This window comes from Bordetella muralis (assembly GCF_965139205.1).
Taxonomy (GTDB): Bacteria; Pseudomonadota; Gammaproteobacteria; order Burkholderiales; family Burkholderiaceae_B; genus Bordetella_A; species Bordetella_A muralis.
Window position 1 is genome coordinate 1 of record NZ_CBCSIU010000031.1, and the last position, 21,720, is coordinate 21,720.

Here is a 21,720-nt window from a genome sequence, read left to right on the forward strand (position 1 = left end):
AACTCGCTTCGCTCAAACATGGNCCNCGGACTTCCCCCGCCGATGGGATGCGGGCTCGGCAGCCTCCNACAGGCCNGCCCGCCACGCCTACCCGGCTGCGGCAAACTCACGGCAAATGACGCGCTCACAGTCCTGACGGTGTGTGCTCTACTTTTAAAGGCGTTGAGGCGTTGAGGCGTTGAGGCGTGTGGGCGTCGGCGTTGGCATGTAAATGCCGCCTGCGTTTGCTCAAAAAAATCGGGCACCTGAGTTTTCAGGTGCCCGATTTTTTTGCGGGATGAGGGATCACATCAGCGATCAGGCGATCTCGGCGTCGCCCTCTTTTTTGACCGGCTTGATCAGGTCTTCACGCTTGACACCCATCCACATGGCCAGTGCGGCGGCCACGAAGACTGACGAGTAGATACCGAACCAGATGCCGATTGTCAGCGCCATGGCGAAGTAGTGCAGTGAGGGACCGCCGAAGAACAGCATGGCCAGCACCATCATCTGGGTGGAACCGTGAGTAATGATGGTCCGGGAGATCGTTTGGGTAATGGCGCCGTTGATCACCTCGTGCACGTCCGCTTTACGGTATTTGCGGAAGTTTTCGCGAATCCGATCCATGATCACCACGGATTCGTTCACGGAGTAGCCGAGCACCGCCAATACGCCTGCCAGCACGGATAGGGAGAACTCCCACTGAAAGAACGCGAAAAAGCCAAGAATGATCACCACGTCATGCAGGTTGGCGATCACGCCGGCGACCGCGAATTTCCATTCGAAGCGTATGGCCAGGTAAATCATGATGCCCAGCACGACGAACAGCAGTGCCATCAGGCCGTTGTGCAAGAGCTCCTGGCCGACCTGAGGGCCGACGAATTCGACGCGGCGCAGGTTCGCCGAGGCGTCCGCAGCCTTTAGAGCGCCCATGACGGTTTCGCTTTGCGTTGCCGAGGTTTGACCCTCGGTCAACGGCAAGCGGATCATGACATCGCGCGAGGTGCCGAAGTTTTGCACCTGGAAATCAGAGTAGCCGAGCTTGGATACGGCAGTACGCACGCTGTCCAATTGCGCAGTCTGTGCGTAGTTGACTTCCATGACCGTGCCGCCGGTGAATTCGATCGACAGGTGAAAGCCGCGGGTGATGATAAAGAACACCGCCGCCAGGAACGTCACCAGGCTGATGATGTTCAGCACCAGTGCGTGGCGCATGAACGGGATGGTGCGATGGATACGGAAAAATTCCATGTTTCGCCTTGAGTCTTATCGATGTTGGGCGGCTGGGCCGCCCAACCAGGTCAGTTTGCCTTGGGTTTCCAGACGGTGCCGATGGACAGGCTCGCGAGTTTTTTCTTGCGGCCGTACCACAGGTTGGCCAGCGCGCGTACGCCTACCACCGAGGTGAACATCGAGGTCACGATACCCAGGCAGTGCACGACGGCGAAGCCGCGGATCGGGCCGGAGCCGAATGCCAGCAGTGCCAGACCGACGATCAATGTCGTCAGGTTCGAGTCCAGAATCGTGCCCCAGGCGCGTTCGAAACCTTGGTGAATGGCCTGCTGCGGAGAGGCACCGTTACGCAGTTCTTCGCGGATCCGTTCGTTGATGAGCACGTTCGAGTCGATGGCCATACCGAGTGTCAGCGCAATAGCGGCAATACCGGGCAGGGTCAGCGTGGCTTGCAGCATCGACAGCAGCGCCAGCAACAGCAACACGTTCATCGTCAGGCCAATCGTCGAGAAGACCCCGAACAAGTGGTAGTACAGAATGATGAACACGGCGATGGCCAGGAAGCCATACAGCGTGGAGTGGAAACCCTTGGAGATGTTGTCCGCCCCGAGGCTCGGGCCGATGGTGCGCTCTTCGATGATGGACATCGGTGCGGCCAGGGCGCCGGCGCGCAGCAGCAGGGCGGTATCGGCGGCTTCTTCGGCGGTCATGCTGCCGGAGATCTGCACTTGACCGCCCGCGATTTCGCTGCGGATGACCGGTGCAGTGACGACTTCGCCTTTGCCGTTTTCGAACAACAGGATCGCCATGCGCTTGCCGACGTTGTCACGTGTGACATCGCGGAAAATGCGGGCGCCTTTGCCGTCGAGGGTCAGGTGCACGGCGGCTTGCTGGGTCTGCGAGTCGCGGCCGGGCTGGGCGTCCTGGAGGTTTTCACCGGTCAGGACGACCTGGCGGCGAACCAGCAGGGGACGGCCATCGCGGTCGGTGTAGCGTTCCAGGCCAAAGGGCACCGTGCCACCCATCAGGGCGGTCTGCGCGGCCGGAGAGTCGTCCACCATGCGGATTTCCAGCGTGGCGGTACGACCCAGCAGTTCCTTGGCCTTGGCGACGTCTTGCACGCCTGGCAGTTGGACAATGATGCGATCCGAGCCTTGTTGCTGAATGACAGGTTCGGCCACGCCCAACTCGTTGATACGGTTGTGCAGCGTGTTGATGTTTTGTTTCAGTGCGGAATCCTGCACGCGGGTGACGGCCGCAGGACTGAGCACGCCGATCAGCGTCGCGCGATTGCCGTCTTCGCCGGTCGTGAATTCCAGGTCTGGCAGGCGGCTGCGCAGAATACTCTGCGCACGATCGCGTTCGTTGGCGTTGCTGAACGTGGCAACGACGGACGAGCCGGAGCGTTCGACCCCTTGGCTGGGGACTTTTTCATCGCGCAGCGAGGTGCGTACGTCGGCGGCCAGCGAGTCGTAGCGGGCTTGCAGTGCGCCTTGCATATCGACTTGCAGCAGGAAGTGCACACCGCCACGCAAATCCAGGCCCAGATACATGGGTTTGGGCTCGAACCAGCCCAACGCACGCATCCAGGGCGGCGAGGCGGGCAGCAGGTTCAGCGCCACCGTGTATTGCGGGTCGCCGGGGGTGGTGTTCAGTGACTTGTCGAGCAGGTCGCGTGCTTGCAGTTGCACGTCGGTGGACGGCAGTCGGGCACGGATCGTACCCAGCGTACCGTTTTGCTCGTAGTACACGCTGGAGACGGGAATATTTCCGGCAGTCAGTATTTGTTCGACTCGGCCGAGCATGGCTTCGTCGACTTTGATCGTGGCTTTGGCGCTGGAGACCTGCACGGCGGGGGACTCGCCGTAGAAATTGGGCAGGGTATACAGCAGGCCAATAATGACCGCGACCAGCACCGTGATGTACTTCCAGAGGGGATAGCGGTTCATTGGCGGCTAGTTCATGCGAGATAACGGAAAGGCCCCACGCTGCGTCTTCGGCTTGCGACACCCAAAGGGGCGCTTTTGCGTTGGGGCGGCCCGGTGGCAAAAAGGCCCCCTTGGGTAAGGGGGCCGGATATGACGCTTACAGGGCCTTGATGGTTCCCTTGGGCAGCACGGTCGAGACCGAGGTTTTCTGCATCAGGACTTCCACGGGCTTGTCGGCCAGGTCTGCGATTTCGACGGTGATGTAGGTGTCGGTGACCTTGGAGACCTTGCCCAGCATGCCGCCGGCGGTCAGGACTTCGTCACCCTTGGCGAGGTTGGCCACCAGGTTGCGGTGTTCTTTCTGGCGCTTCATCTGCGGACGGATCATCAGGAAATAGAGGATCACGAACATCAGCACGATGGGCAGCATGCCCATCAGCGCGCTGCCTTCGGGGGCTGCCTGGGCCAGAACGATGCCGGCGGTATCGATAACGGACATGGTAAATCTCCTGAATGAGGTGTTCGGGTCGAATTATGAAAGGTTTTTGTAGCGCCCGTCCCCGCGCGAGCCTTGGACAGGGCAAGCCGACTATTGTAGCGAGGTTATGCGCTCGGCAGGGCCAGGGGGGAAATCCAGGGTGTTACCGGGCGGTACAGGGCCAACCTGTGCAGGTCAGCGAGCGCGGCGCTGGGGGCGCCACGAGGTGCCGGCCTCGCCCGATGGAGGTACAACGACGACAGCGCTGTTTTGTCCCGGGCGGGCGAGGCTATTACGGGGATGTTGCTCGTTGCTAATCAATTCCGCGTGCCCGGTCGGCCGCAAACTTGGCGCGCCACGCCTGGAAGGTGCCTGCGGCAATGGCTTCGCGCATTTCGCCCATGATCGTCAGGTAGAAATGCAGGTTATGCAGGGTATTCAGGCGTGCGCCTGTGATTTCGTTGGCTCGCTGCAGATGATGCAGATAGGCGCGCGAGAAATGGGCGCAGGTGTGGCAGGCGCAGCTCGGGTCCAGCGGGCGAGTGTCGTCGCGGTATTTGGCATTGCGGATCTTGATGTCGCCGTAACGGGTGAACAGCCAGCCGTTGCGGGCATTGCGCGTAGGCATGACGCAATCGAACATGTCGACGCCGCGCGACACGCCCTCGACCAGATCCTCGGGCGTGCCTACGCCCATCAGGTAGCGCGGCGCCTGCGCGGGCAGGCGCGGCGTGACGTGCGCCAGGATGCGCATCATGTCTTCTTTAGGCTCGCCTACCGACAGGCCGCCGATGGCGTAGCCATGAAAACCGATATCCGTCAGGCCGGCCAGGGACTCGTCGCGCAGCGATTCGTACATGCCGCCCTGCACAATGCCGAACAGGGCATTGGGATTTTCCAGACGGTCGAATTCCTCGCGCGAGCGGCGTGCCCAACGCAAGGACATGCGCATCGAGCGGGCTGCCTCCTCGGTGGTGGCGGGGCGGCCATCGATCTGGTAGGGCGTGCACTCGTCGAACACCATGACGATGTCGGAGTTCAGCGAGCGCTGGATACGCATGGATTCTTCGGGCGTCAGGAACAGCTTGGCGCCATCGATGGGCGAGGCGAATTTCACGCCTTCCTCGGTGATTTTGCGCATGCCTTGCAGGCTGAACACCTGGAAACCGCCAGAATCGGTCAGGATCGGCTTGTCCCATTGCATGAATCCGTGCAGGCCGCCGTGACGATCCAGGATGTCAGTGCCGGGGCGCAGCCACAAGTGAAAGGTGTTGCCCAGCACGATTTGCGCGCCGATTTCCTTGAGCTCGTGCGGCAGCATGGCTTTGACGCTGCCGTAGGTGCCCACCGGCATAAAAATGGGGGTCTCGACCACCCCGTGGTTCAGGGTGACGCGGCCGCGGCGGGCTTGGCCGTCGGTCGCCAGGAGTTCGAAATTCAGTCCAGTCATGGTCAGGCAGAGGGAGATTCGATGAACATCGCGTCGCCATAGCTGAAAAAGCGATAGCGTTGGGCGACGGCATGGATATAGGCGCGGCGGATAGGCTCGACGCCGGCCAGGGCGGACACCAGCATGAGCAGTGTCGATTGCGGTAAGTGGAAATTGGTGACTAGCGCATCCACGACCCGATAGCGATAGCCAGGGGTGATGAACAGGCGGGTGTCGCCCTGAATAGGGGTTAATGGCGCGTCCGGACCTGCGGGATTTTGCGCTGCGGCCGATTCCAGGGCGCGCACGCTGGTGGTGCCCACGGCGATCACACGCCCGCCCTGCGCCCGTGTACGCGCGATGGCGTCGATCACGGGTTGGCCGACGGTGTACCACTCGGCATGCATGATGTGATCGGCGATGTTGTCGACCCGCACCGGTTGAAAGGTGCCGGCGCCGACGTGCAAGGTGACAAAGGCGCGTTCGACGCCCAGTTCCGCGACGCGGTCCAGCATGTCCTGGTCAAAGTGCAGGCCAGCCGTCGGCGCGGCGACCGCACCCGGCTCGCGGGCGTAGACCGTCTGATAGCGGTCTTCGTCGGTGGCGTCGGCCGCGTGAGTGATGTAGGGCGGCAGAGGCGTCGCGCCGTGGGTATCCAGCAAATCCAGAACCGGTGCGGGAAACTGCAGGTCAAACAGTTCGCCGGCCCGGCCTAGTACTGTCACGTCAAACGCATCGGCCAAGCGCAGCGTTGTGCCCGGTCCGGGTGATTTGCTGGCCCGGACATGGGCGAGCGCACGGTGCGATTCGACGATACGCTCGACCAGGACCTCGACTTTGCCGCCGGTGGCTTTCTGGCCGGTCAGGCGCGCCTTGATGACGCGGGTGTCGTTGAACACCAGCAAATCATTGGGGCGCAGCAGATTGGCCAAATCAGGGAACCGCCGGTCATGCAGTGCGCCTGATGCATCCAGATGCAGCAGGCGGCTGCCGTCGCGCGTTGCCGCAGGTGTCTGGGCAATCAGCTCGGGCGGTAATTCGTAATCGAAGTCGGAAACAGTGAGGGTCGAGGACACGCGGAACAATTCAAGTAAAACGCCAGGGATCGCCGCCCCATTGAGGTAGGCGGAGGGCGTGGATTGGGCCATATTGTAAGTGCCTGGCCGCCCATCCTCTAATGACTCCCTCTCGTCGACCCTTCCGTGAGCTGTTCGCCACGCACTGATCGAGCGTCGATGATGTTGTTGCCATCCCACCAGTTCGCATGGACGTATTGACGCTACAGCCACTTGTCAAGCAGGTTCGGTATGCTTGCGTTTTTGAACATCATCGGCATGGCGGCGGGCATAGCATGACAGGACAGGCGGACAAGCGACACGGGCGACTCAAACGATGGTTCGTGGCGTGCGCACTGTTGGGGGCGGCGGCCATGGCGCAGGCACAAGACGTCATGCCTGATGACCTGACGCGAGCTTGGAAAGCATCAGGGCTGCCAGGCACATCGCTGTCGCTGGTCGTACAAGAGCTCGGTGGTCAGCGGATCGTGGCGATCAATGCCAACGAGCCTCGCAATCCCGCGTCAGTCATGAAACTGGTCACCACTTGGTCCGCCTTGTCGGAACTGGGGCCCAACTATGTCTGGCGTACGGATTTTCTCTTGGAGCCGGGCGCCGGCCCTGACACACATGGCGCGTTACGCGGCCCCTTGTATTTGCGGGCGGGGGGAGATCCCTATTTGCTGATACAGGATATGTGGACCCTGTTGCGCGAGTTGCGCCTGCGCGGGGTCAAACAGATAGGCGATCTGGTGATCGACCGCAGTATTTTCGGCAATGTTGCGACGGATCCGGGCGCATTTGACGGTGCGCCGGATCGTGCCTACAACGCCAGTCCCGATGCGTTGATGGTGGGATTTGGCGCTTTGCGCCTGCTGTTTACGCCGGACCAGGCGGCCCAGAAATGGGTGCCGATCATCGATCCGCCACTACCAGGCATACGGCTGGAGGGACAGGTGGGTTGGAGTACGGCGCGCTGTCCCGGCCCTCCTGTGGTGACGACAGATCCCGTGCTGACGCAGCAAGGTGTTTCCATCCGGCTGGGCGGCACGGTGGCGGGGTCTTGCGGGGAATTCAGTTTGTACCGCCTGGCGCTGTCGCAACCGGAGTTCACCGAGTCCCTATTCCGCCAGTTGTGGCGCGAACTGGGCGGGACGTTCAAGGGGAAAATCCGTGCCGGCCGGGTGCCCGCCGATGCGGTGGTGCTGGCCTCGCACGAGTCTCCCCCGTTAGGTGAAGCCATTCGCCAGATCAATAAACGGAGCAATAATGTGATGGCTCGCACGGTCCTGTTGACCCTGGGGGCCGAGCGCGGTACGCGGCCGGCGACCACGCAGACCAGCGAGGCAGTGGCCAAATCGGTGTTGTCTTCCCAGGGGTTGAATATGCCGGAGCTGGTCATGGACAACGGCGCGGGCCTGTCGCGCGACGCGCGTGTGTCGGCCGAAAGCCTGGCGTCCATGTTGACCTTGGCCTGGCAATCGCCGCTGATGCCCGAATACCTCTCTTCGCTGTCGATTGCCGGCGTGGATGGCACGATGCGCCGGCGGTTGAAAGGAGAGGAAACCGTCGGTATGGCCCACCTGAAGACCGGCTCCTTGCGAGACGTAAGGGCCGTGGCGGGCTATGTGCTGGGCGCCAGTGGCAAGCGCTATGTGGTAGTCAGCATCGTTAACGATCCAAACGCGGCGGCGGTGCGCAAGTTCGATGATGCGTTGATTGAGTGGCTGGCAGCGAAATAAATCGATGGAATCGATGCGGGCGGCGAGCGAATTCCGTGTTCAGCGCTTGGGCCGCGCCCATCGATTTCGCCGGATGGGCGACTAAATCGCCAGCGGATGGACGGCAGCGCCGGGCCGTAGCGCTAAAATTCATTCTGTTTTGACTTGGCCGCCTCGCTGCCCCATTGTTTTTGGAGACTTCCGCACATGCCCGTGCACGAAATCCGTCATCCGCTGATTCGCCACAAGCTCGGCATCATGCGTCGTGCTGACCTCAGCACCAAGAGCTTTCGTGAGTTGTCTCAAGAAGTCGGCGCTTTGCTGACCTATGAGGCATCCAAAGACCTGCCTTTGGCGGCCTCTACAGTCGAAGGCTGGTGCGGTACGGTCGAGGTCGAGAAAATCGCCGGTAAAAAAGTGACCGTGGTGCCCATTCTGCGCGCCGGCATCGGCATGCTGGATGGCGTGTTGAGCCTGATTCCCGGTGCCAAGGTCAGTGTCGTCGGCGTTGCCCGCAACGAGGAAACGCTGCAGGCGCACACATATCTAGAGCGCCTGGTCGGGGAGTTGGATCAGCGCCTGGCGCTGATCGTCGATCCCATGTTGGCCACGGGGGGGTCGATGGTGGCGACGATCGATATGCTCAAACGCGCCGGCTGTCGCGAGATCCGGGCGTTGGTATTAGTGGCGGCGCCGACCGGGATCAAAGCAGTGTTGGATCGTCACCCCGATGTCCATATTTACACCGCGTCGATCGATCAGGGGTTGAACGAAAACGGCTACATCATGCCGGGCCTGGGTGATGCGGGCGACCGTATCTTTGGCACGAAGCAAAAGGCGGAATAAAGCCCGATGGGCGCCGTTGTCAGCCTGGCGCTTTACCGCCGTCACGGGCGCGAGCACGGTCATCCCAATTAGCTCGATTCTGGTTAGCGACTTTAATACGTACGAGGAAAGAGGCCGGGACCCTTCCGCCGCTTTCCGTTCTTGCCAGCGTCAATATCAGGCGGCGAGTGCTTCGCGGCGACCCTCTTCGTAGCTGCCAAACCAATGCAATTGGCGGGCGAGCCCGGCGACTTCGCCGATCACCAATAACGCGGGGGCGCGTACATTGTGGCTGTGTGCCACGGCCGCGAGTTCATCCAGGCGGCCTGTGACGACCCGCTGTTCGGGGCGGCTGCCGTTTTCGATCAGGGCGAAGGGCGTCGCGGCAGAACGGCCGTGGCTGATCAGCCGGGCAGACAGCGTTTCCAATTGCCCGACGCCCATATAGAACGCCAGGGTCTGGTGTTCGCGAGCCAATCCGGCCCAGTCCAAGGAGTCCTCGTCTTCGCGGCAATGTGCGGTGACCAGGCGTACGGATTGCGCATGGTCACGATGGGTGAGAGGGATGCCGGCATAGGCTGCACAGGCCAGCGCCGCTGTGATGCCGGGTACGACTTCGTAGCGGATGTGGTGTGCGCGCAGATATTCCAGTTCCTCGCCGCCGCGTCCGAAAATGAAGGCGTCGCCGCCCTTGAGGCGCACGACGCGCCGGCCGGCCTGCGCATGTTTGACCAGCAGGGCATGAATACGGGATTGCGTAGCGTTGTGGTCTTCGCCGAGCAGCTTGCCCACGGAGATACGGTCGGCATCGCGACGCGCTAACGCCAGTACGGAAGGGCTGACCAGACGGTCGTACAGGATGACATCGGCCTCGTTGAGGGCGCGCAAGGCCTTGAGGGTCAGTAGTCCTGGGTCGCCCGGGCCTGCGCCGACCAGCACGACGCTGCCTTGACTGGCAGGTTGCGGACTGTCGAGCTCGGCCTTGAGCACGCGTTCGGCTTCGGCGGGTTGTTGTTGGCGCAGCAGGCTTGCGACAGGACCGTCGAGCAGCCAGTCATAGAAACGCCGGCGTTGTTTCAGGTCTGGGCGGCGCTCGCGGATGCGCGGACGATGGCGAGCCGCCAACGCGGCCAGAGATCCCAACGAATGATCGAACAAGGACTCTATTCGCTCGCGCAAACGGCGGGCCAGTACAGGCGCTACGCCGGACGACGAAATGGCCACAATCAAGGGGGAGCGGTCGACGATGGACGGGACTTGAAACGACGATAGCTCCGCATCGTCTACGACATTGCTGAAAATGCGCCGGGCTTCAGCGGCCTCGGACACTGCCGCATTGACCGACCGGTCGTCGGTGGCAGCCACAACCAGCCAGGCTTCGTCCAGCCATGCAGCTTGAAACTCGCCCTTGAATACGCGAATGCGGCCTTGGTTGGCCAACTCGGCCAGTTCGGGCACGAGTTCTGGCGCGCCAACCTGCACATCGGCCGATGCCTCCAGCAGCACCTGGACCTTGCGCGCAGCGACTTCGCCGCCGCCGACTACCAGCACGCGGCGACCCTGTAGATCGGCAAATAAGGGGAAAAGCTTCATGAAATGATCAGCCTGGCGGGACGAGCCCGCATATGTCAAGGATGATAGGGACTGCTGTACAGCCCCACAACTTTTGATTTATTGGATTGATATAGCTATAAGTGATTAGCCGTCAGCCTTGCGGCTGCTGTGTAGTGCATTCATGCAAAACTCGTGCCACCAGGATCGTGGCCTATGACCGTCGGCTGCTGCCCTGCCGTGAGGGCCTGTTTGTCCGAACGGCGCTCATGAGTGGTATGGCTGGCACCGATATGGTGCTAAATGAGGCCCGTGTTGCACCAAACCAGGGCATGAGTAGACGTGTCAGTACGCCGAGTCATCGTTGGCGCTTTAGCTTTAGTTCGGCGTCGCTGGAAAGCCGTGGTGCTTCGCCGCCAACACGATTATCAGTGTGGCAGCCAGCAGTACGAGCAACGCGGGGGCGAACGCGGCGACGCTGAGGTGTTCCAGCAGGATGCCTCCGATGATGCCGCCACCCGCGATCGCCAGGTTCCATGCCGTGACCAGCATCGACTGCGCGACATCGGCCGCGGATCCGGCCGTTTTGGCGAGAGCCGTTTGCAGCAACGTAGGTACGCCACCGAACGCAAAACCCCAGGCGGCGATCGCAATATACACGACGGTAGGCATATTGCCGGCCACGCCTAGCATCAACGCGGCCAGGCCGAATACGGCCGTGCTGGCCAGCGTCAGGCCTCGCAGATGGCGATCAATTAGCATACCGGTGATCCATATCCCAAGCAGAGAGGCGACACCGAAGAGCAGGAGCACCACGTCGGTTCGTTCTGCCATGTCCGCCGCGGCGAGAAAAGGGGCGATGTAGGTATAGAGAATATTGTGTGCCAGCACGAACGTGAATACGACGGCGAGCACTGGACGCACACCCGCGACCGTGAACACGTCGGTCAGAGACAGCCGTTTGGCACTGACCGATCCCGCAAAGTCCGGCAGTCGGGCGCGCACCCAGACTAGGAGCACCCGCGCCAGCATACTCATGATGCCAAAGCACAGGCGCCATCCCATGACGTTACCCAGGAACGTGCCCGCCGGTACGCCGAGCGACAGTGCCAATGGCGTCCCCACCATCGCGACGGCGATGGCCCGACCCTTTTGGTGATCGGGGACCATACGCGCCGCATAGCCCGCCAGCAGCGCCCAAAGGAGTCCGGCCGACATCCCCGCGAGGAACCGCGCCACTATCGTCAGAATATAACTACCCGAAAACGTCGTGATGGTATTGGCAATAACAAATCCCACGATAGCCGTCATTAGCAGCGGACGGCGGCGCATGCTTTGCGTGGCGGTGGTCAGTGGAATCGCTGCTACTAGTGAGCCGATGGCGTAGACCGTGACGAGTTGCCCCGCCAGTGCTTCGGAAATGCTCAGACCCGCGCTGATTTGCGGCAACAAGCCTGCTGGCAGCGTTTCTGTCAGGATGGTGATGAACCCCGCCAGCGCCAAGGCCAGCAGTGATGTGAAGGGCAGGCGCGTTGTTGGCCGGTCCAGGGCGCAGTCCAGCGCGGTGGTCGTTGACTGTGTCATACATAGTCTCGGGAAACGTCGGCACTTGGCCGGTGAAATGAGGCGTGGCCGCCAGACTGTCTGACGGTCCGATTGTTTCCGGGTGGGGCGATGGCCGATTGGCGACGGCCGCCACGACGGAACGTATGAGCACATGGTGATAGAGACACCTATAAAAGACAATAATGCTATTGTTCAAAACATATCGGACAAAAATTCTCAAATAGAGAAAATGATGGAATCGCTCAACGGCATTGCGTTCTTTGTGCAGGCGGCGGAAACCCGCAGTTTTTCTGAGGCGGGCCGCCTACTCGGTGTTTCCTCGTCGGCCGTGGGCAAAAGCGTGTCGCGGCTGGAGGAGCGTCTGGGCGTGCGTTTGTTTCATCGCAGTACGCGCAGTATTACGCTGACGGCCGAAGGCGCGCTGTTCCTCGAGCGCTGCCGGCGTATCCAGTGCGAAATCGAGGCGGCCGAATTGGAATTGTCCGAGACGCAGCAATCGCCTCGCGGCCGGTTGCGTATCAGCGTGCCCCTGGCTCGCGTGCTGATCATGCCTGCGCTGATTGCATTTATGCGCCGTTACCCGGCCATTGAGTTGGACGTGGATTTTTCGAATCGTCTGGTGGACGTGATCGAAGATGGTTTTGACGCGGTGATACGCACGGGGGAGCCCGCTGATTCGCGGCTTATGTCCCGGCCGTTGGGCAGCTATCGGCTGCAGTTGGTCGCCTCGCCTGATTACCTCGCAAGACATGGCGTGCTCGAGACCCCTGCTGATCTTGCGCATCATGCATGCTTGATGCGCAAGTTTTTCACAACAGGAAAGCTGGAACCGTGGCCATTGAAACCGGCAGAAAACGGAAGGGAATGGACACTGCCGATACGGGGCGTCTGCAGCACCTCATCACCTTTGATGGATATGGCTATCGCAGGCTTGGGCATTACTTGTTTGCCGAATTTCATGGCGAGGTCGGCCATCGAGCGCGGCGAATTGGTGACGGTGCTGGACGCGCATGTCGAACATCAGGGGACTTTTCGACTACTGTGGCCGTCGAGCAAACACCTCGCCCCGAAATTACGCGTTTTCATCGATTTCATGGCCGAGTCGCTTTTTGCCGAAAAGGCCGATGCGCCAGGTGAGGTGGCTGGCTGAGCGTTTGCTTTTTGCGGTCTCTGAGGTCTGGGAAATGTCCCGCGAGTCGGATAGAGAATAGCGGGGCAGAGGATTCGTAGACGCCAGTGGCTTGTGTATCCACCCCACCTTGCACACAGCGCGAATTGCACACGGCTTGAAACGTCGAAATCAGACAAACGGTGTAGCATCCAGATGTCATATTTACGTCTGGAGTCCCGGTGGCGGCACGATATCTTTCTTTCCTGATTCTGGCGAGTTGCGCCAGTGTGACGGCCCCTGCGATGGCTGGCGTGTGCGATGCGCGTTTCATGCACGACGGTGGGGCGGTGCAATTGACGGGGTCCGGCAATTTAAAGCTGGGTGCCGATTTGACGTTTGCCGAGGTGTCCAAGACAGATTCGGCCAACTGCCGCGCGCGGGTGCAAGGCACGGCTATGTTCAGCTATGCCGGCTTGCCGGCGAGCCAGTCCAAACTCGACTATCTGATGACTATCAAGCAGGGGCAAGCGAGTTTTGTGCGTTATGCCCAGGCGGGTGAACAGCCTTCGTCGCAGGGTCAATTCGATCTGCGCATGCTGGGGCTGTTTGCCTACGATGGCGCTATTACCGGGCAGGGGCAGCGCATGCCGGGGGCGACATATCGATTGAATATCGGCAAAGAGGCCCCGGTTGGCGGACAGCCCAGCACGGTGGTGCGCATCGGCGAGAAAACCGTCGGCGCCAAATCCACGCTGGATACCGCATTGGGACGTCAATCATGCTGGCCGATCCGTTATACGCGCGATACCGATCCCACGATGGCGACGTTCAAGGGACTGACCTTGCCGATCCCAGGTATGAACACCACCGTCACCGACTGGTTTTGTCCGGGGGTGAATCTGGTCATGCGGCAGGACATCGATCAGGGCGGTGTGAAATCCGCGGTGGAAATTACCCAGGTCAAATAAAAACAGGGCTTGTGAAACCCGCTACATGCCTTACATATATATCGTCACGGCCTGGCTGCGAGAGTCGCAGCAGGCTGGTATGATGAACCTGTCATCGACCTTACTCATAGGGAGCTTTTATGCCTACACGACGTTCCGAGGAAGCCGCTAAAGAAAAACTCATCGATAGCGTCAAAAGCAGCCTGAGCGATGCCGAAGACCTGCTGCGCGAGGCCGCATCCAGTTCCGGCGACAAGGCCTCCGAATTGCGCGATCGCGCATTGGCCTCGCTGAAACGCACGCGCGAGGCGTTGTACGACGCGCAAGACGCCGTATTGGAACGCGGTCGCAAGGCCGCACGCGCGACCGATGATTATGTGCACGACAATCCCTGGCAAGCCATCGGCGTTGCAGGCGTGACCGGCCTGCTGCTCGGTTTGCTGATCGCTCGCCGATAAAGGCACGGGCCGGCCTTTCTTGAGGCTGGCCTGGTCTTATTATGGGCTTGCGGACTTCTGTATCCAGCGTGGCCAGCAGCCTGGTAGGGATGCTGCGTACGCGCCTGGAATTATTCTCCCTCGAAGCAGCCGAAGAAAAAACGCGGTTGATCAAGTTGTTGGGCTCGGCATTTGCGGCGTTGCTGTTTTTGACGTTGGCGGTGCTGGTGTTCACGGTCACCATCGCGGTGGCGTTCTGGCCTACGGAAAATCGTTACGTAGCGCTGGGATTGTTAGCTGCGGTATATGCCTTGGTCGGTCTCGTATTGCTGCTATCCATACGTCGTCAGTTGCTGTTCGGTCCGATGCCTTTCGCGGCAACGGTCGAAGAACTCGGCCGTGATGCCGAGCTGCTGGATCGTGTTCGTGCCGCGCAGGACGAGGCCGAACAAGCCGAGCAGGACGAACGCGACGAGAGAGCCGAGCAAGAGGCGCGCGCCACGCGTGCCCGGCAGGCCGCTGCTCGACGGGCACGGAGCTGACCTATGGCGAAACCCACGACTGCTGTTGACCGTGCCGTTCGCATTGAGCTGCTGCGTGCTCGGGCTGCGCTCGAACGAGAATCGCTGGCGCACGATATCGTGTCAACGACCCGCTCGCTCCGGCCTGGTAATCTCGTCAAGCGTTGGCTGCCGAGTTTGACGCAGGGCAATCTATCCAAACTGTTATGGCAGGGCTTTACGCTGGCCCGGCGCTATCCTTTTGTCAGTTCCACACTTTCTGCACTGGTCATGGGGCGTGGCAAGCGCTCGGGTTTGATCAAGCTGGCGGGGGGCGCGTTGTTGGGGTGGCAGGCCTTCAAGGCCTGGCGCGATTCGCGTGGGACGTCATCGTCTGATGTCGAGGATGACGTCAGCCCGTCTCGTGAGCGGGTGAGGCGCGACGATCAGGACTGATTCCCGATACCGGAGTGCTTGCCGCCCGATTATCGGCGGGATGCGGGTTCAGCCAATGCTTTGGAGCACTGGCTCCTGCGATTCCCGGTGCTGTTATAGCCCCAATTCACCCCACATCGCATCCACGCGTTGTTTGACGTCCTGATCCATGGTGATCGGTCGGCCCCATTCACGGTCGGTTTCACCTGGCCATTTGTTGGTGGCGTCCAGCCCCATTTTGCCGCCCAGACCTGATACCGGCGAGGCAAAGTCCAGGTAATCGATCGGTGTGCGCTCGACCATGACGGTATCGCGCACCGGGTCCATGCGCGTTGTGATGGCCCAGATGACCTCTTTCCAGTCACGCACATCAATGTCTTCGTCCACGACGACGATGAATTTCGTGTACATGAATTGGCGCAGCACGCTCCAGATGCCGAACATGATGCGCTTGGCGTGTCCGGCGTATTGCTTGCGCATCGAGACCACGGCCAATCGATAGCTGCAACCCTCTGGCGGCAGGTAAAAATCGACAATTTCCGGGAATTGACGGCGCAATAGCGGCACAAAGACTTCATTCAGCGCCACCCCCAGAACCGCCGGTTCGTCCGGCGGTTTGCCCGTGTAGGTCGAGTGATAGACCGGGTTGCGGCGCATGGTGATGCGGTCCACCGTAAAGACGGGGAACCAGTCCTGCTCGTTGTAGTAGCCGGTGTGGTCGCCATAGGGCCCCTCGAGCGCCATTTCGTAGCCTGTATCTGGTGGCGGCGGGACCCCGTCAGGGACCGTGGGTGCAACGGCGCGCGGATCCGTAGCGGGCAACAAGTGGCCTTCCAGGACGATTTCAGCCCAGGCCGGTACCGAGAGCTCGCTGCCGATGGCCTGGGCAACCTCTGTGCGCGAGCCGCGCAGCAGGCCGGCGAATTGATATTCGGACAGGCTGTCCGGCACCGGTGTGACGGCCCCCAGGATCGTGGCCGGGTCTGCGCCCAAGGCAACCGCGACGGGAAAGGGCGTGCCCGGATAGGCGCGCGCGTGCTCACGAAAATCCAGCGCACCGCCACGATGCGACAGCCAGCGCATGATCAGTTTGTTTGGCGCGATCGGCTGCTGGCGATAGATGCCTAGATTCTGGCGGCGCGCGTTCGGCCCGCGCGTGACGACCAGGCCCCAGGTCAAAAGCGGCGCTACATCGCCGGGCCAGCAGGTTTGCAGCGGCAGCCGGCCAAGATCCACGTCCTGGCCTTCCCAGACGATTTCCTGGCAGGCCGGGCTGCGCACGCGTTTGGGCGCCATGTCCCAGAGCGCGGATTTCAGCATGGCGACTTTGCCGAAGGCATCGCGCAGGCTGCGCGGAGCCTCGGGCTCGCGTAACGAGGCCAGTAATTCTCCTGTTTCGCGCAGGGCGCTGACGTCCTCGGCTCCCATGCCCCAGGCGACGCGCCTGGGCGTGCCAAACAGGTTGGCCAGCACCGGAATCTCGGCCCGCGTGCCGTTGTGGACGGCGTTTTCGAACAGCAAGGCAGGCCCTTCGGCGCGTAAAACGCGATCGGCGATCTCAGTTATTTCAAGATGTGTCGATACTGGCGTGGCAATGCGTTTGAGCTCACCGCGCTGCTCCAGTTGCTGTAAAAAGTCTCTCAGGTCACGGTATTTCACTACAGATCCAGGTCAATTCGTTACATTTTAAAGTCAGAAGAGAGGTTAACATCCAGGCCTCTTCTTTATCACGCAGGAGGTCACCATGCCCGATGCGTCAGTGGCAGGCCTGTTCCGTCAGTCCGCCCAAGGAGTGCACCACCGTCTTGCTGAATGGTTGCGTATCTGCTGTACCTATCTGGGTATTGCCGTCATTGTCACCATAAGTATGAGCCTCGCTTTGCCCGGTTTGCGCGACCAGGCCCTGCAGGTGCACAAAGCCTTGTTGACCGCTTTAGCGCCTACATCCGTACCGTCCAGCTCGCTCGCCGATGCCAACGACGACCCTCTCTATGACACCCCTTCAGTGGTAGCCATGGCGATTCCCGCTGCGCCGCTCAGTAACGCCACCGGCTTTCTGGGTCCACTGCGCAGCGAACTGCCTCCGGCTCCGCCTAAAAAGGTGTTACGTACCGCCGTGTCCGGCCCCCAGGCCGAGGCGCTGCGCAACTATATCTCGCGCAAGTACCGCGTGGCGTATGACGCGACCGGTGTCTTGGTTAACACGACGTATCGTGTCGCGCGCGAAAAAGATCTGGATCCGCTATTGCTGTTGGCGGTCATTGCTATCGAATCCCGTTATAACCCCTTTGCGGAGAGCTCGGTGGGGGCGCAAGGCCTGATGCAGGTCATGACGCGCGTGCACCAGGACAAATTCGACAAATTGGGCGAGGGCGCCAATGCGCTCGATCCGATTTCGAATATCCGCGTCGGCAGCACCATCCTCAAAGACTGCATCACGCGTCGCGGATCGGTGGAAGGCGGTTTGGCTTGCTACGTGGGGGCGACAGGTCCCAGCGATGGCGGCTATGGCGCCAAGGTCCAGGCCGAACGTCGCCGGTTGGCCTTGGCGGCCGGGATCGCGTTGGCACGCGATTGATCGGCGTTCTGCGCTCAGTTCGTGTCCACGCCGCCGATCTGCTGCACCAGGTTCTTCCACTTTTGGGTGTCCTCACGCAGATAGGCGTTGTAGTCCTGTGGCGTGTTCATCACCATGCGTCCGCCCTGTTTGATGATGCTTGCATTAAAAGCAGGGTCGGCGCTGGCCTGTTTCAGGGCTTGATACAGCGTGTCCACGGCGGACGCGGGCGTGCCTGCGGGCGCCAGCAGGCCGAACATGGTTCCTATCTCGATATCCAGCCCTTTTTCGGCAAAGGTAGGCACGTCGGGCTGCACCGGCAATCGCTGGTCGCTGGCTACGGCCAATGCCTTGAGCGCACCAGCGGCGAGCTGACCCTGGGCCGAGATATAGGTGGTGAACGTCATTTGCACCTGGCCGGCTAATACGTCGGCCAGCGCTGGCGCCGCGCCGGAGTAGGGGATGTGCACCATGTCCAGCTTCGCCGCGCGCTTGAACATCTCGCCTGCCAGATGTGGCGCGCCGCCTGCCCCGCTGCTCGAAAAATTGAGCTTGCCCGGGTGGGCTTTGCCATAGTCCATCAGACCTTGCAGCGTATCGCCGGCAAAGCCTGATTTGGTCACCAGCATCATGGGCGCGAATGCCACCATCGTGATGCCGGTGAAGTCCTTTACCGGGTCGTAGGGGGTATGTGCAATGACGGCAGGGTTGAGGGTGAGGTTCGTGCTGGTAAAGAGCAGCGTGTAGCCGTCGGCCGCTGCACGCGCTGCCGCCTCGGCGCCGATATTGCCGCTGGCGCCAGCGCGGTTCTCCACGATGACCGGCTGCTTGAGCGCCTGGCTCAAGCGCTCCGCGGTGCTGCGGGCCAGGATGTCGGTGCTGCCGCCGGGCGCCCAGGGGACAATGATTTTGATGGGCTTGTCGGGATAGGCAGCGTGCGCCGATGTGCCGGCGATCGTCACGCCCAGGATGGCCGCGCACAAGTAGGCCAGAGAGTGGCGCCGGGTAGTTCTCATGTCGATCTCCTCCAGGGCATGGATGCCCTTGTTTATGGATGGCACTCATTGTGCGCGGGAGGGTGTGCCATAAAGAAGGGCGCATGTTCGAATGCCGATTTCGAGAATCTCGAAAACTCCGCAGCGCCGGCACTTTCAAGATTAGTGAATCCTGTCTTCATGTTCTTGCCATGTTTGACCTGCGTTGTTATGGGCAAAATGGCGAAAAATGAGGAAGGAGACCTTTGCTATGTGTCGTATCGGTTGCGCTGTTGCGCGAGTCCTGTTGGCTGGCAGCCTGTTGGCGCTGGCGGCTACGAGTCCCAGCCTGGCCAGCTATCCTGAAAAGCCGCTCAGGCTGATGGTGGGGTTCCCTGCCGGGGGCGCATCCGATGTGGCGGCGCGTGCGGTGGCCGAGAAGATGAGCCGCTTGCTGGGCCAACCTATCGTGGTCGAGAACAAAGCTGGCGCGGCCAGCAATATTGCGTCGGACGCCGTCGCGAAAGCGGCGCCGGACGGCTACACCGTGTTGTTCGGGACGATTTCGCTCGCGGTGAATCCGAGTTTGTACCGCAGCCTCAGCTACGACCCGCTCAAGGATCTCGAGGCGGTATCGCAGGTGGCTTCTACGCCTTTCATGCTGGTGACCAATACCAGCACGCCTTATCGCTCTGTCGCCGATCTGGTTGCCGCCGCCAAGGCCGCGGGCGATAAGCCGCTGCATTTTGCCAGCGCGGGCAACGGGTCGGGCGCGCATCTGTTTACCGAATTATTTGCCGAGCAGGCCGGCATCAAGCTGCAGCACGTGCCGTACCGTGGTGCGGCGCCGGCCATGGCTGATGTGTTGGGCGGCCGCGTGCCGATCACGTTCGACAACATGGTTACGACCTTGCCCCTGATCCAGAGCGGGCAATTGCGCGCGCTTGCCATCAGTACCAAAACGCGCTCGCCAGCCTTGCCCCAGGTGCCGACGCTGGCTGAGTCCGGTCTGCCGGATTATGACGCCACGGCATGGTTTGGTTTGTTTGTGCCGGCGGGCACGCCCACCGACGTGGTGGAAAAACTCAGCGATGCCGCTCGCCAGGCTGCGCAGGATCCCGACGTGAAAGCCAAGCTCGACAGCTTGGGCTGCGTGGCAATAGGTTCGACACCGGGCGAGTTCGACGCGTTCTTCAAGTCCGAAGTCGACAAATGGGCACAAGTGGTCAAACGGGCCAATGTGCAACTCGATTAGCTACTCTCCGACATAGGACATCATGAAAATCTGGCATCAAAGCTTTACGGTTCTGAGTGATCTGGGCGCATACAACGACGCCCTCAAGCAGCATTTCGCCCGCGTGGCGCGCCCAGATACCGAGATTGTGATGCATGGCATGCAGCCGGGCACATACCGCAGCAACTATCCGGGCTCGGATATTCGACACGCGGCCTTTCAGTACGTGCATGGTCTGCAATTCATGGCTGCGGCGGTCAAAGCTCAGCAAGAGGGCTACGATGTGTACGCCCTGAGTACCTTGCCTGAGCCGGCGCTGCGCGAGATTCGCGCGCTGGTGGATATCCCCGTGGTGGGTTATGGCGAATCCGCCATGCTGACGGCCTGCATGCTGGGACGGAAGTTCGGCGTGTTGTTGTTCATCGACGATATGGACGAGCTCATTACGGAGAACGCGCTGCGGCATGGGCTGGAGTCGCGCTTCGCGGGCGCGCAGCCGGTGGGGTTCACGTTCAACGATGTGCTGGCGGCCTTCGAGGATCCTTCAGAGTTGATCGAGGCCTTTCGTGACTCCGCGCGAAAACTGATTGCGCGTGGCGCCGATGTGATCATTCCCGGCGAGGCGCCCATGAATGTCTTGTTGGCTCGTAATGGGGTGTCCGAGGTCGATGGCGTGCCCGTGCTGGATTCGCTGGCGACATGGGTCAAGCAGGCGGAGACTTTAGGAGACCTGCATCGCCTGTGCGGCATCAAGGCCTGCCGCAAGGGCTATTACCATCGCCTGCCCGATCCAGACAGGGTCAACGAGATTTTTTCTTTTTACGGTCTGAACCGATTGGAACAATCGTCTTGATATCAGGACGGCGGCGCGAGTCGAAGACTTCGAGCAGAAAATCGACAAACGTCCGCACTTTAGGCGCCGCGAAGCGTGATTTCACCGTGACGGGGTGAAAGGTGCGTTTGGCGGTGTCCCATTCCGAAAATATGGGCGTGAGCTTGCCTTCGTCGATCAGTTGGGCAACAAAAATGTCCAGCACACATATCAATCCACGGCCTTGCAGCGCACAGTGGATCAACGACTCTGTGTTGTTAAAGCTCAATGGCCCCCGCGGGCGCACTACGACTTCTTCGTCACCTCGCGTAAAGACCCAGGGGTTGGGAGTATGGCCGCCTTCCGGAAACAAGCCCAGGCATAGAGTAGGGTCCAGATCGTTTGGCGAGACGGCTTGCAGTGAGCTCACCAGTGCGGGCGTGCCGCACACGAGATACTTGGCTTCGTAAATAGGGCGGCCAACCAGATCGGCGTCTTCCACCTTGTCCATGCGTATGGCCACGTCGGTGGCGTGTTCGATCAGATTGTGTGGCGAGTTGGTGAGTGTCAGTGCCACCGACAATCCTGGATAACGATGCGAGAACTCGACCAATGCAGGGCAGAGCAGATTCTGACCGATGGCGAAAGGGGCCTCCACGCGCAGGTGGCCGCTGATGTCGGCCGTACGCGTCGTGATCTCGGATTCGGCACGCGCCACGTTGCGCAGGATTTCCTGGCAACGCGGTAGGAATAGTTGACCTTCTTCGGTGAGGCGCAGGTGGCGCGAGTTGCGCTGTATCAGCGTGGTGCCCAGGTGCTTTTCCAGATTGCGCAGGCTCGACGTGACAGTGGCATTGGCCAAGTCGAGAGACTCGGCGGCTCGAGATAGGCTGCCGCATTCCATCACTCGCACAAACACCTCCATGGCCCAGAGCTTGTCCATACGTCT

General features: G+C 60.9%; 20 protein-coding genes. 10 read left to right on the plus strand and 10 right to left on the minus strand.

The genetic code is table 11. The annotated features are described in order from the left end of the window. Positions 1–297: 297 nt before the first annotated feature. The 5 genes from secF to queA all read right to left on the minus strand — a co-directional run bounded on the left by secF (position 298) and on the right by queA (position 6,123). Positions 298–1,230 (minus strand): protein translocase subunit SecF, encoded by a 933-nt coding sequence (secF, locus tag ACNA0I_RS24730; RefSeq protein ID WP_415808676.1) that lies wholly within the window; start codon positions 1,228–1,230, stop codon positions 298–300. A gap of 50 nt (positions 1,231–1,280) precedes the next feature. After that, a complete protein-coding gene (gene secD, locus ACNA0I_RS24735; RefSeq protein ID WP_415808677.1) occupies positions 1,281–3,161 on the minus strand; it encodes a protein translocase subunit SecD in 1,881 nt (626 codons plus the stop codon). 136 nt (positions 3,162–3,297) lie between these two features. Next, positions 3,298–3,639, minus strand: coding sequence for a preprotein translocase subunit YajC (gene yajC / locus ACNA0I_RS24740; protein ID WP_415808678.1), 342 nt, complete (start codon positions 3,637–3,639; stop codon positions 3,298–3,300). A 292-nt stretch (positions 3,640–3,931) separates the two neighbouring features. Beyond that, positions 3,932–5,068 carry a tRNA guanosine(34) transglycosylase Tgt gene (gene tgt / locus ACNA0I_RS24745; RefSeq protein ID WP_415808679.1) on the minus strand — a complete coding sequence of 379 codons (1,137 nt, stop codon included), beginning with the start codon at positions 5,066–5,068 and terminating at the stop codon, positions 3,932–3,934. Positions 5,069–5,070: 2 nt separating this feature from the next. Beyond that, positions 5,071–6,123 carry a tRNA preQ1(34) S-adenosylmethionine ribosyltransferase-isomerase QueA gene (gene queA / locus ACNA0I_RS24750; protein ID WP_415808711.1) on the minus strand — a complete coding sequence of 351 codons (1,053 nt, stop codon included), beginning with the start codon at positions 6,121–6,123 and terminating at the stop codon, positions 5,071–5,073. Between the two features lie 275 nt (positions 6,124–6,398). Here queA and dacB point away from each other — a divergent pair, with 275 nt between their 5' ends. After that, complete coding sequence (gene dacB, locus ACNA0I_RS24755; RefSeq protein WP_460478158.1) at positions 6,399–7,844, plus strand: D-alanyl-D-alanine carboxypeptidase/D-alanyl-D-alanine endopeptidase; 1,446 nt, start codon at positions 6,399–6,401, stop codon at positions 7,842–7,844. 186 nt (positions 7,845–8,030) lie between these two features. Next, the gene (gene upp / locus ACNA0I_RS24760) at positions 8,031–8,669 is read left to right on the plus strand and encodes a uracil phosphoribosyltransferase (protein WP_415808680.1); all 639 of its coding nucleotides are present in this window, start codon (positions 8,031–8,033) and stop codon (positions 8,667–8,669) included. A 156-nt stretch (positions 8,670–8,825) separates the two neighbouring features. On the opposite strand, the gene cysG is transcribed toward upp, so the two are convergent. Further along, the gene (gene cysG, locus ACNA0I_RS24765; protein WP_415808681.1) at positions 8,826–10,241 is read right to left on the minus strand and encodes a siroheme synthase CysG; all 1,416 of its coding nucleotides are present in this window, start codon (positions 10,239–10,241) and stop codon (positions 8,826–8,828) included. A 336-nt stretch (positions 10,242–10,577) separates the two neighbouring features. Further along, complete coding sequence (locus tag ACNA0I_RS24770; RefSeq protein ID WP_415808682.1) at positions 10,578–11,783, minus strand: MFS transporter; 1,206 nt, start codon at positions 11,781–11,783, stop codon at positions 10,578–10,580. Positions 11,784–11,997: 214 nt separating this feature from the next. Between ACNA0I_RS24770 and ACNA0I_RS24775 the strand changes: the two genes are divergently transcribed. The 5 genes from ACNA0I_RS24775 (at position 11,998) to ACNA0I_RS24795 (ending at position 15,216) form a co-directional block, all read left to right on the plus strand. Beyond that, positions 11,998–12,915 (plus strand): LysR family transcriptional regulator, encoded by a 918-nt coding sequence (locus ACNA0I_RS24775; protein WP_415808713.1) that lies wholly within the window; start codon positions 11,998–12,000, stop codon positions 12,913–12,915. A 263-nt stretch (positions 12,916–13,178) separates the two neighbouring features. After that, on the plus strand, positions 13,179–13,844 hold the full coding sequence (locus ACNA0I_RS24780; protein WP_415808714.1) for a hypothetical protein: 666 nt from the start codon (positions 13,179–13,181) through the stop codon (positions 13,842–13,844). A 119-nt stretch (positions 13,845–13,963) separates the two neighbouring features. Then, positions 13,964–14,281, plus strand: a complete 318-nt coding sequence (locus tag ACNA0I_RS24785) for an ElaB/YgaM/YqjD family protein (protein ID WP_415808683.1) — start codon at positions 13,964–13,966, stop codon at positions 14,279–14,281. Between the two features lie 41 nt (positions 14,282–14,322). Next, complete coding sequence (locus tag ACNA0I_RS24790; protein WP_415808684.1) at positions 14,323–14,802, plus strand: phage holin family protein; 480 nt, start codon at positions 14,323–14,325, stop codon at positions 14,800–14,802. Between the two features lie 3 nt (positions 14,803–14,805). Beyond that, positions 14,806–15,216 (plus strand): hypothetical protein, encoded by a 411-nt coding sequence (locus ACNA0I_RS24795; protein WP_415808685.1) that lies wholly within the window; start codon positions 14,806–14,808, stop codon positions 15,214–15,216. A 93-nt stretch (positions 15,217–15,309) separates the two neighbouring features. On the opposite strand, the gene ACNA0I_RS24800 is transcribed toward ACNA0I_RS24795, so the two are convergent. Continuing rightward, a complete protein-coding gene (locus ACNA0I_RS24800; RefSeq protein ID WP_415808686.1) occupies positions 15,310–16,854 on the minus strand; it encodes a UbiD family decarboxylase in 1,545 nt (514 codons plus the stop codon). 85 nt (positions 16,855–16,939) lie between these two features. On the opposite strand from ACNA0I_RS24800, the gene ACNA0I_RS24805 reads away from it, so the two are divergent. Then, on the plus strand, positions 16,940–17,773 hold the full coding sequence (locus tag ACNA0I_RS24805) for a lytic transglycosylase domain-containing protein (RefSeq protein WP_415808687.1): 834 nt from the start codon (positions 16,940–16,942) through the stop codon (positions 17,771–17,773). Between the two features lie 14 nt (positions 17,774–17,787). Here the strand turns inward: ACNA0I_RS24805 and ACNA0I_RS24810 are convergent, their stop codons facing one another. After that, complete coding sequence (locus ACNA0I_RS24810; RefSeq protein WP_415808688.1) at positions 17,788–18,768, minus strand: Bug family tripartite tricarboxylate transporter substrate binding protein; 981 nt, start codon at positions 18,766–18,768, stop codon at positions 17,788–17,790. Between the two features lie 229 nt (positions 18,769–18,997). Here ACNA0I_RS24810 and ACNA0I_RS24815 point away from each other — a divergent pair, with 229 nt between their 5' ends. Both ACNA0I_RS24815 and ACNA0I_RS24820 read left to right on the plus strand, forming a co-directional pair. Then, complete coding sequence (locus tag ACNA0I_RS24815) at positions 18,998–19,981, plus strand: tripartite tricarboxylate transporter substrate binding protein (protein WP_415808689.1); 984 nt, start codon at positions 18,998–19,000, stop codon at positions 19,979–19,981. A 22-nt stretch (positions 19,982–20,003) separates the two neighbouring features. Continuing rightward, the gene (locus ACNA0I_RS24820; RefSeq protein ID WP_415808690.1) at positions 20,004–20,813 is read left to right on the plus strand and encodes an aspartate/glutamate racemase family protein; all 810 of its coding nucleotides are present in this window, start codon (positions 20,004–20,006) and stop codon (positions 20,811–20,813) included. Here the strand turns inward: ACNA0I_RS24820 and ACNA0I_RS24825 are convergent. Further along, positions 20,761–21,714: a LysR family transcriptional regulator gene (locus ACNA0I_RS24825; RefSeq protein ID WP_415808691.1), complete on the minus strand. Its 954-nt coding sequence runs from the start codon at positions 21,712–21,714 to the stop codon at positions 20,761–20,763. The two genes, ACNA0I_RS24820 and ACNA0I_RS24825, sit on opposite strands and share 53 nt — an antisense overlap. Positions 21,715–21,720 lie beyond the last annotated feature (6 nt).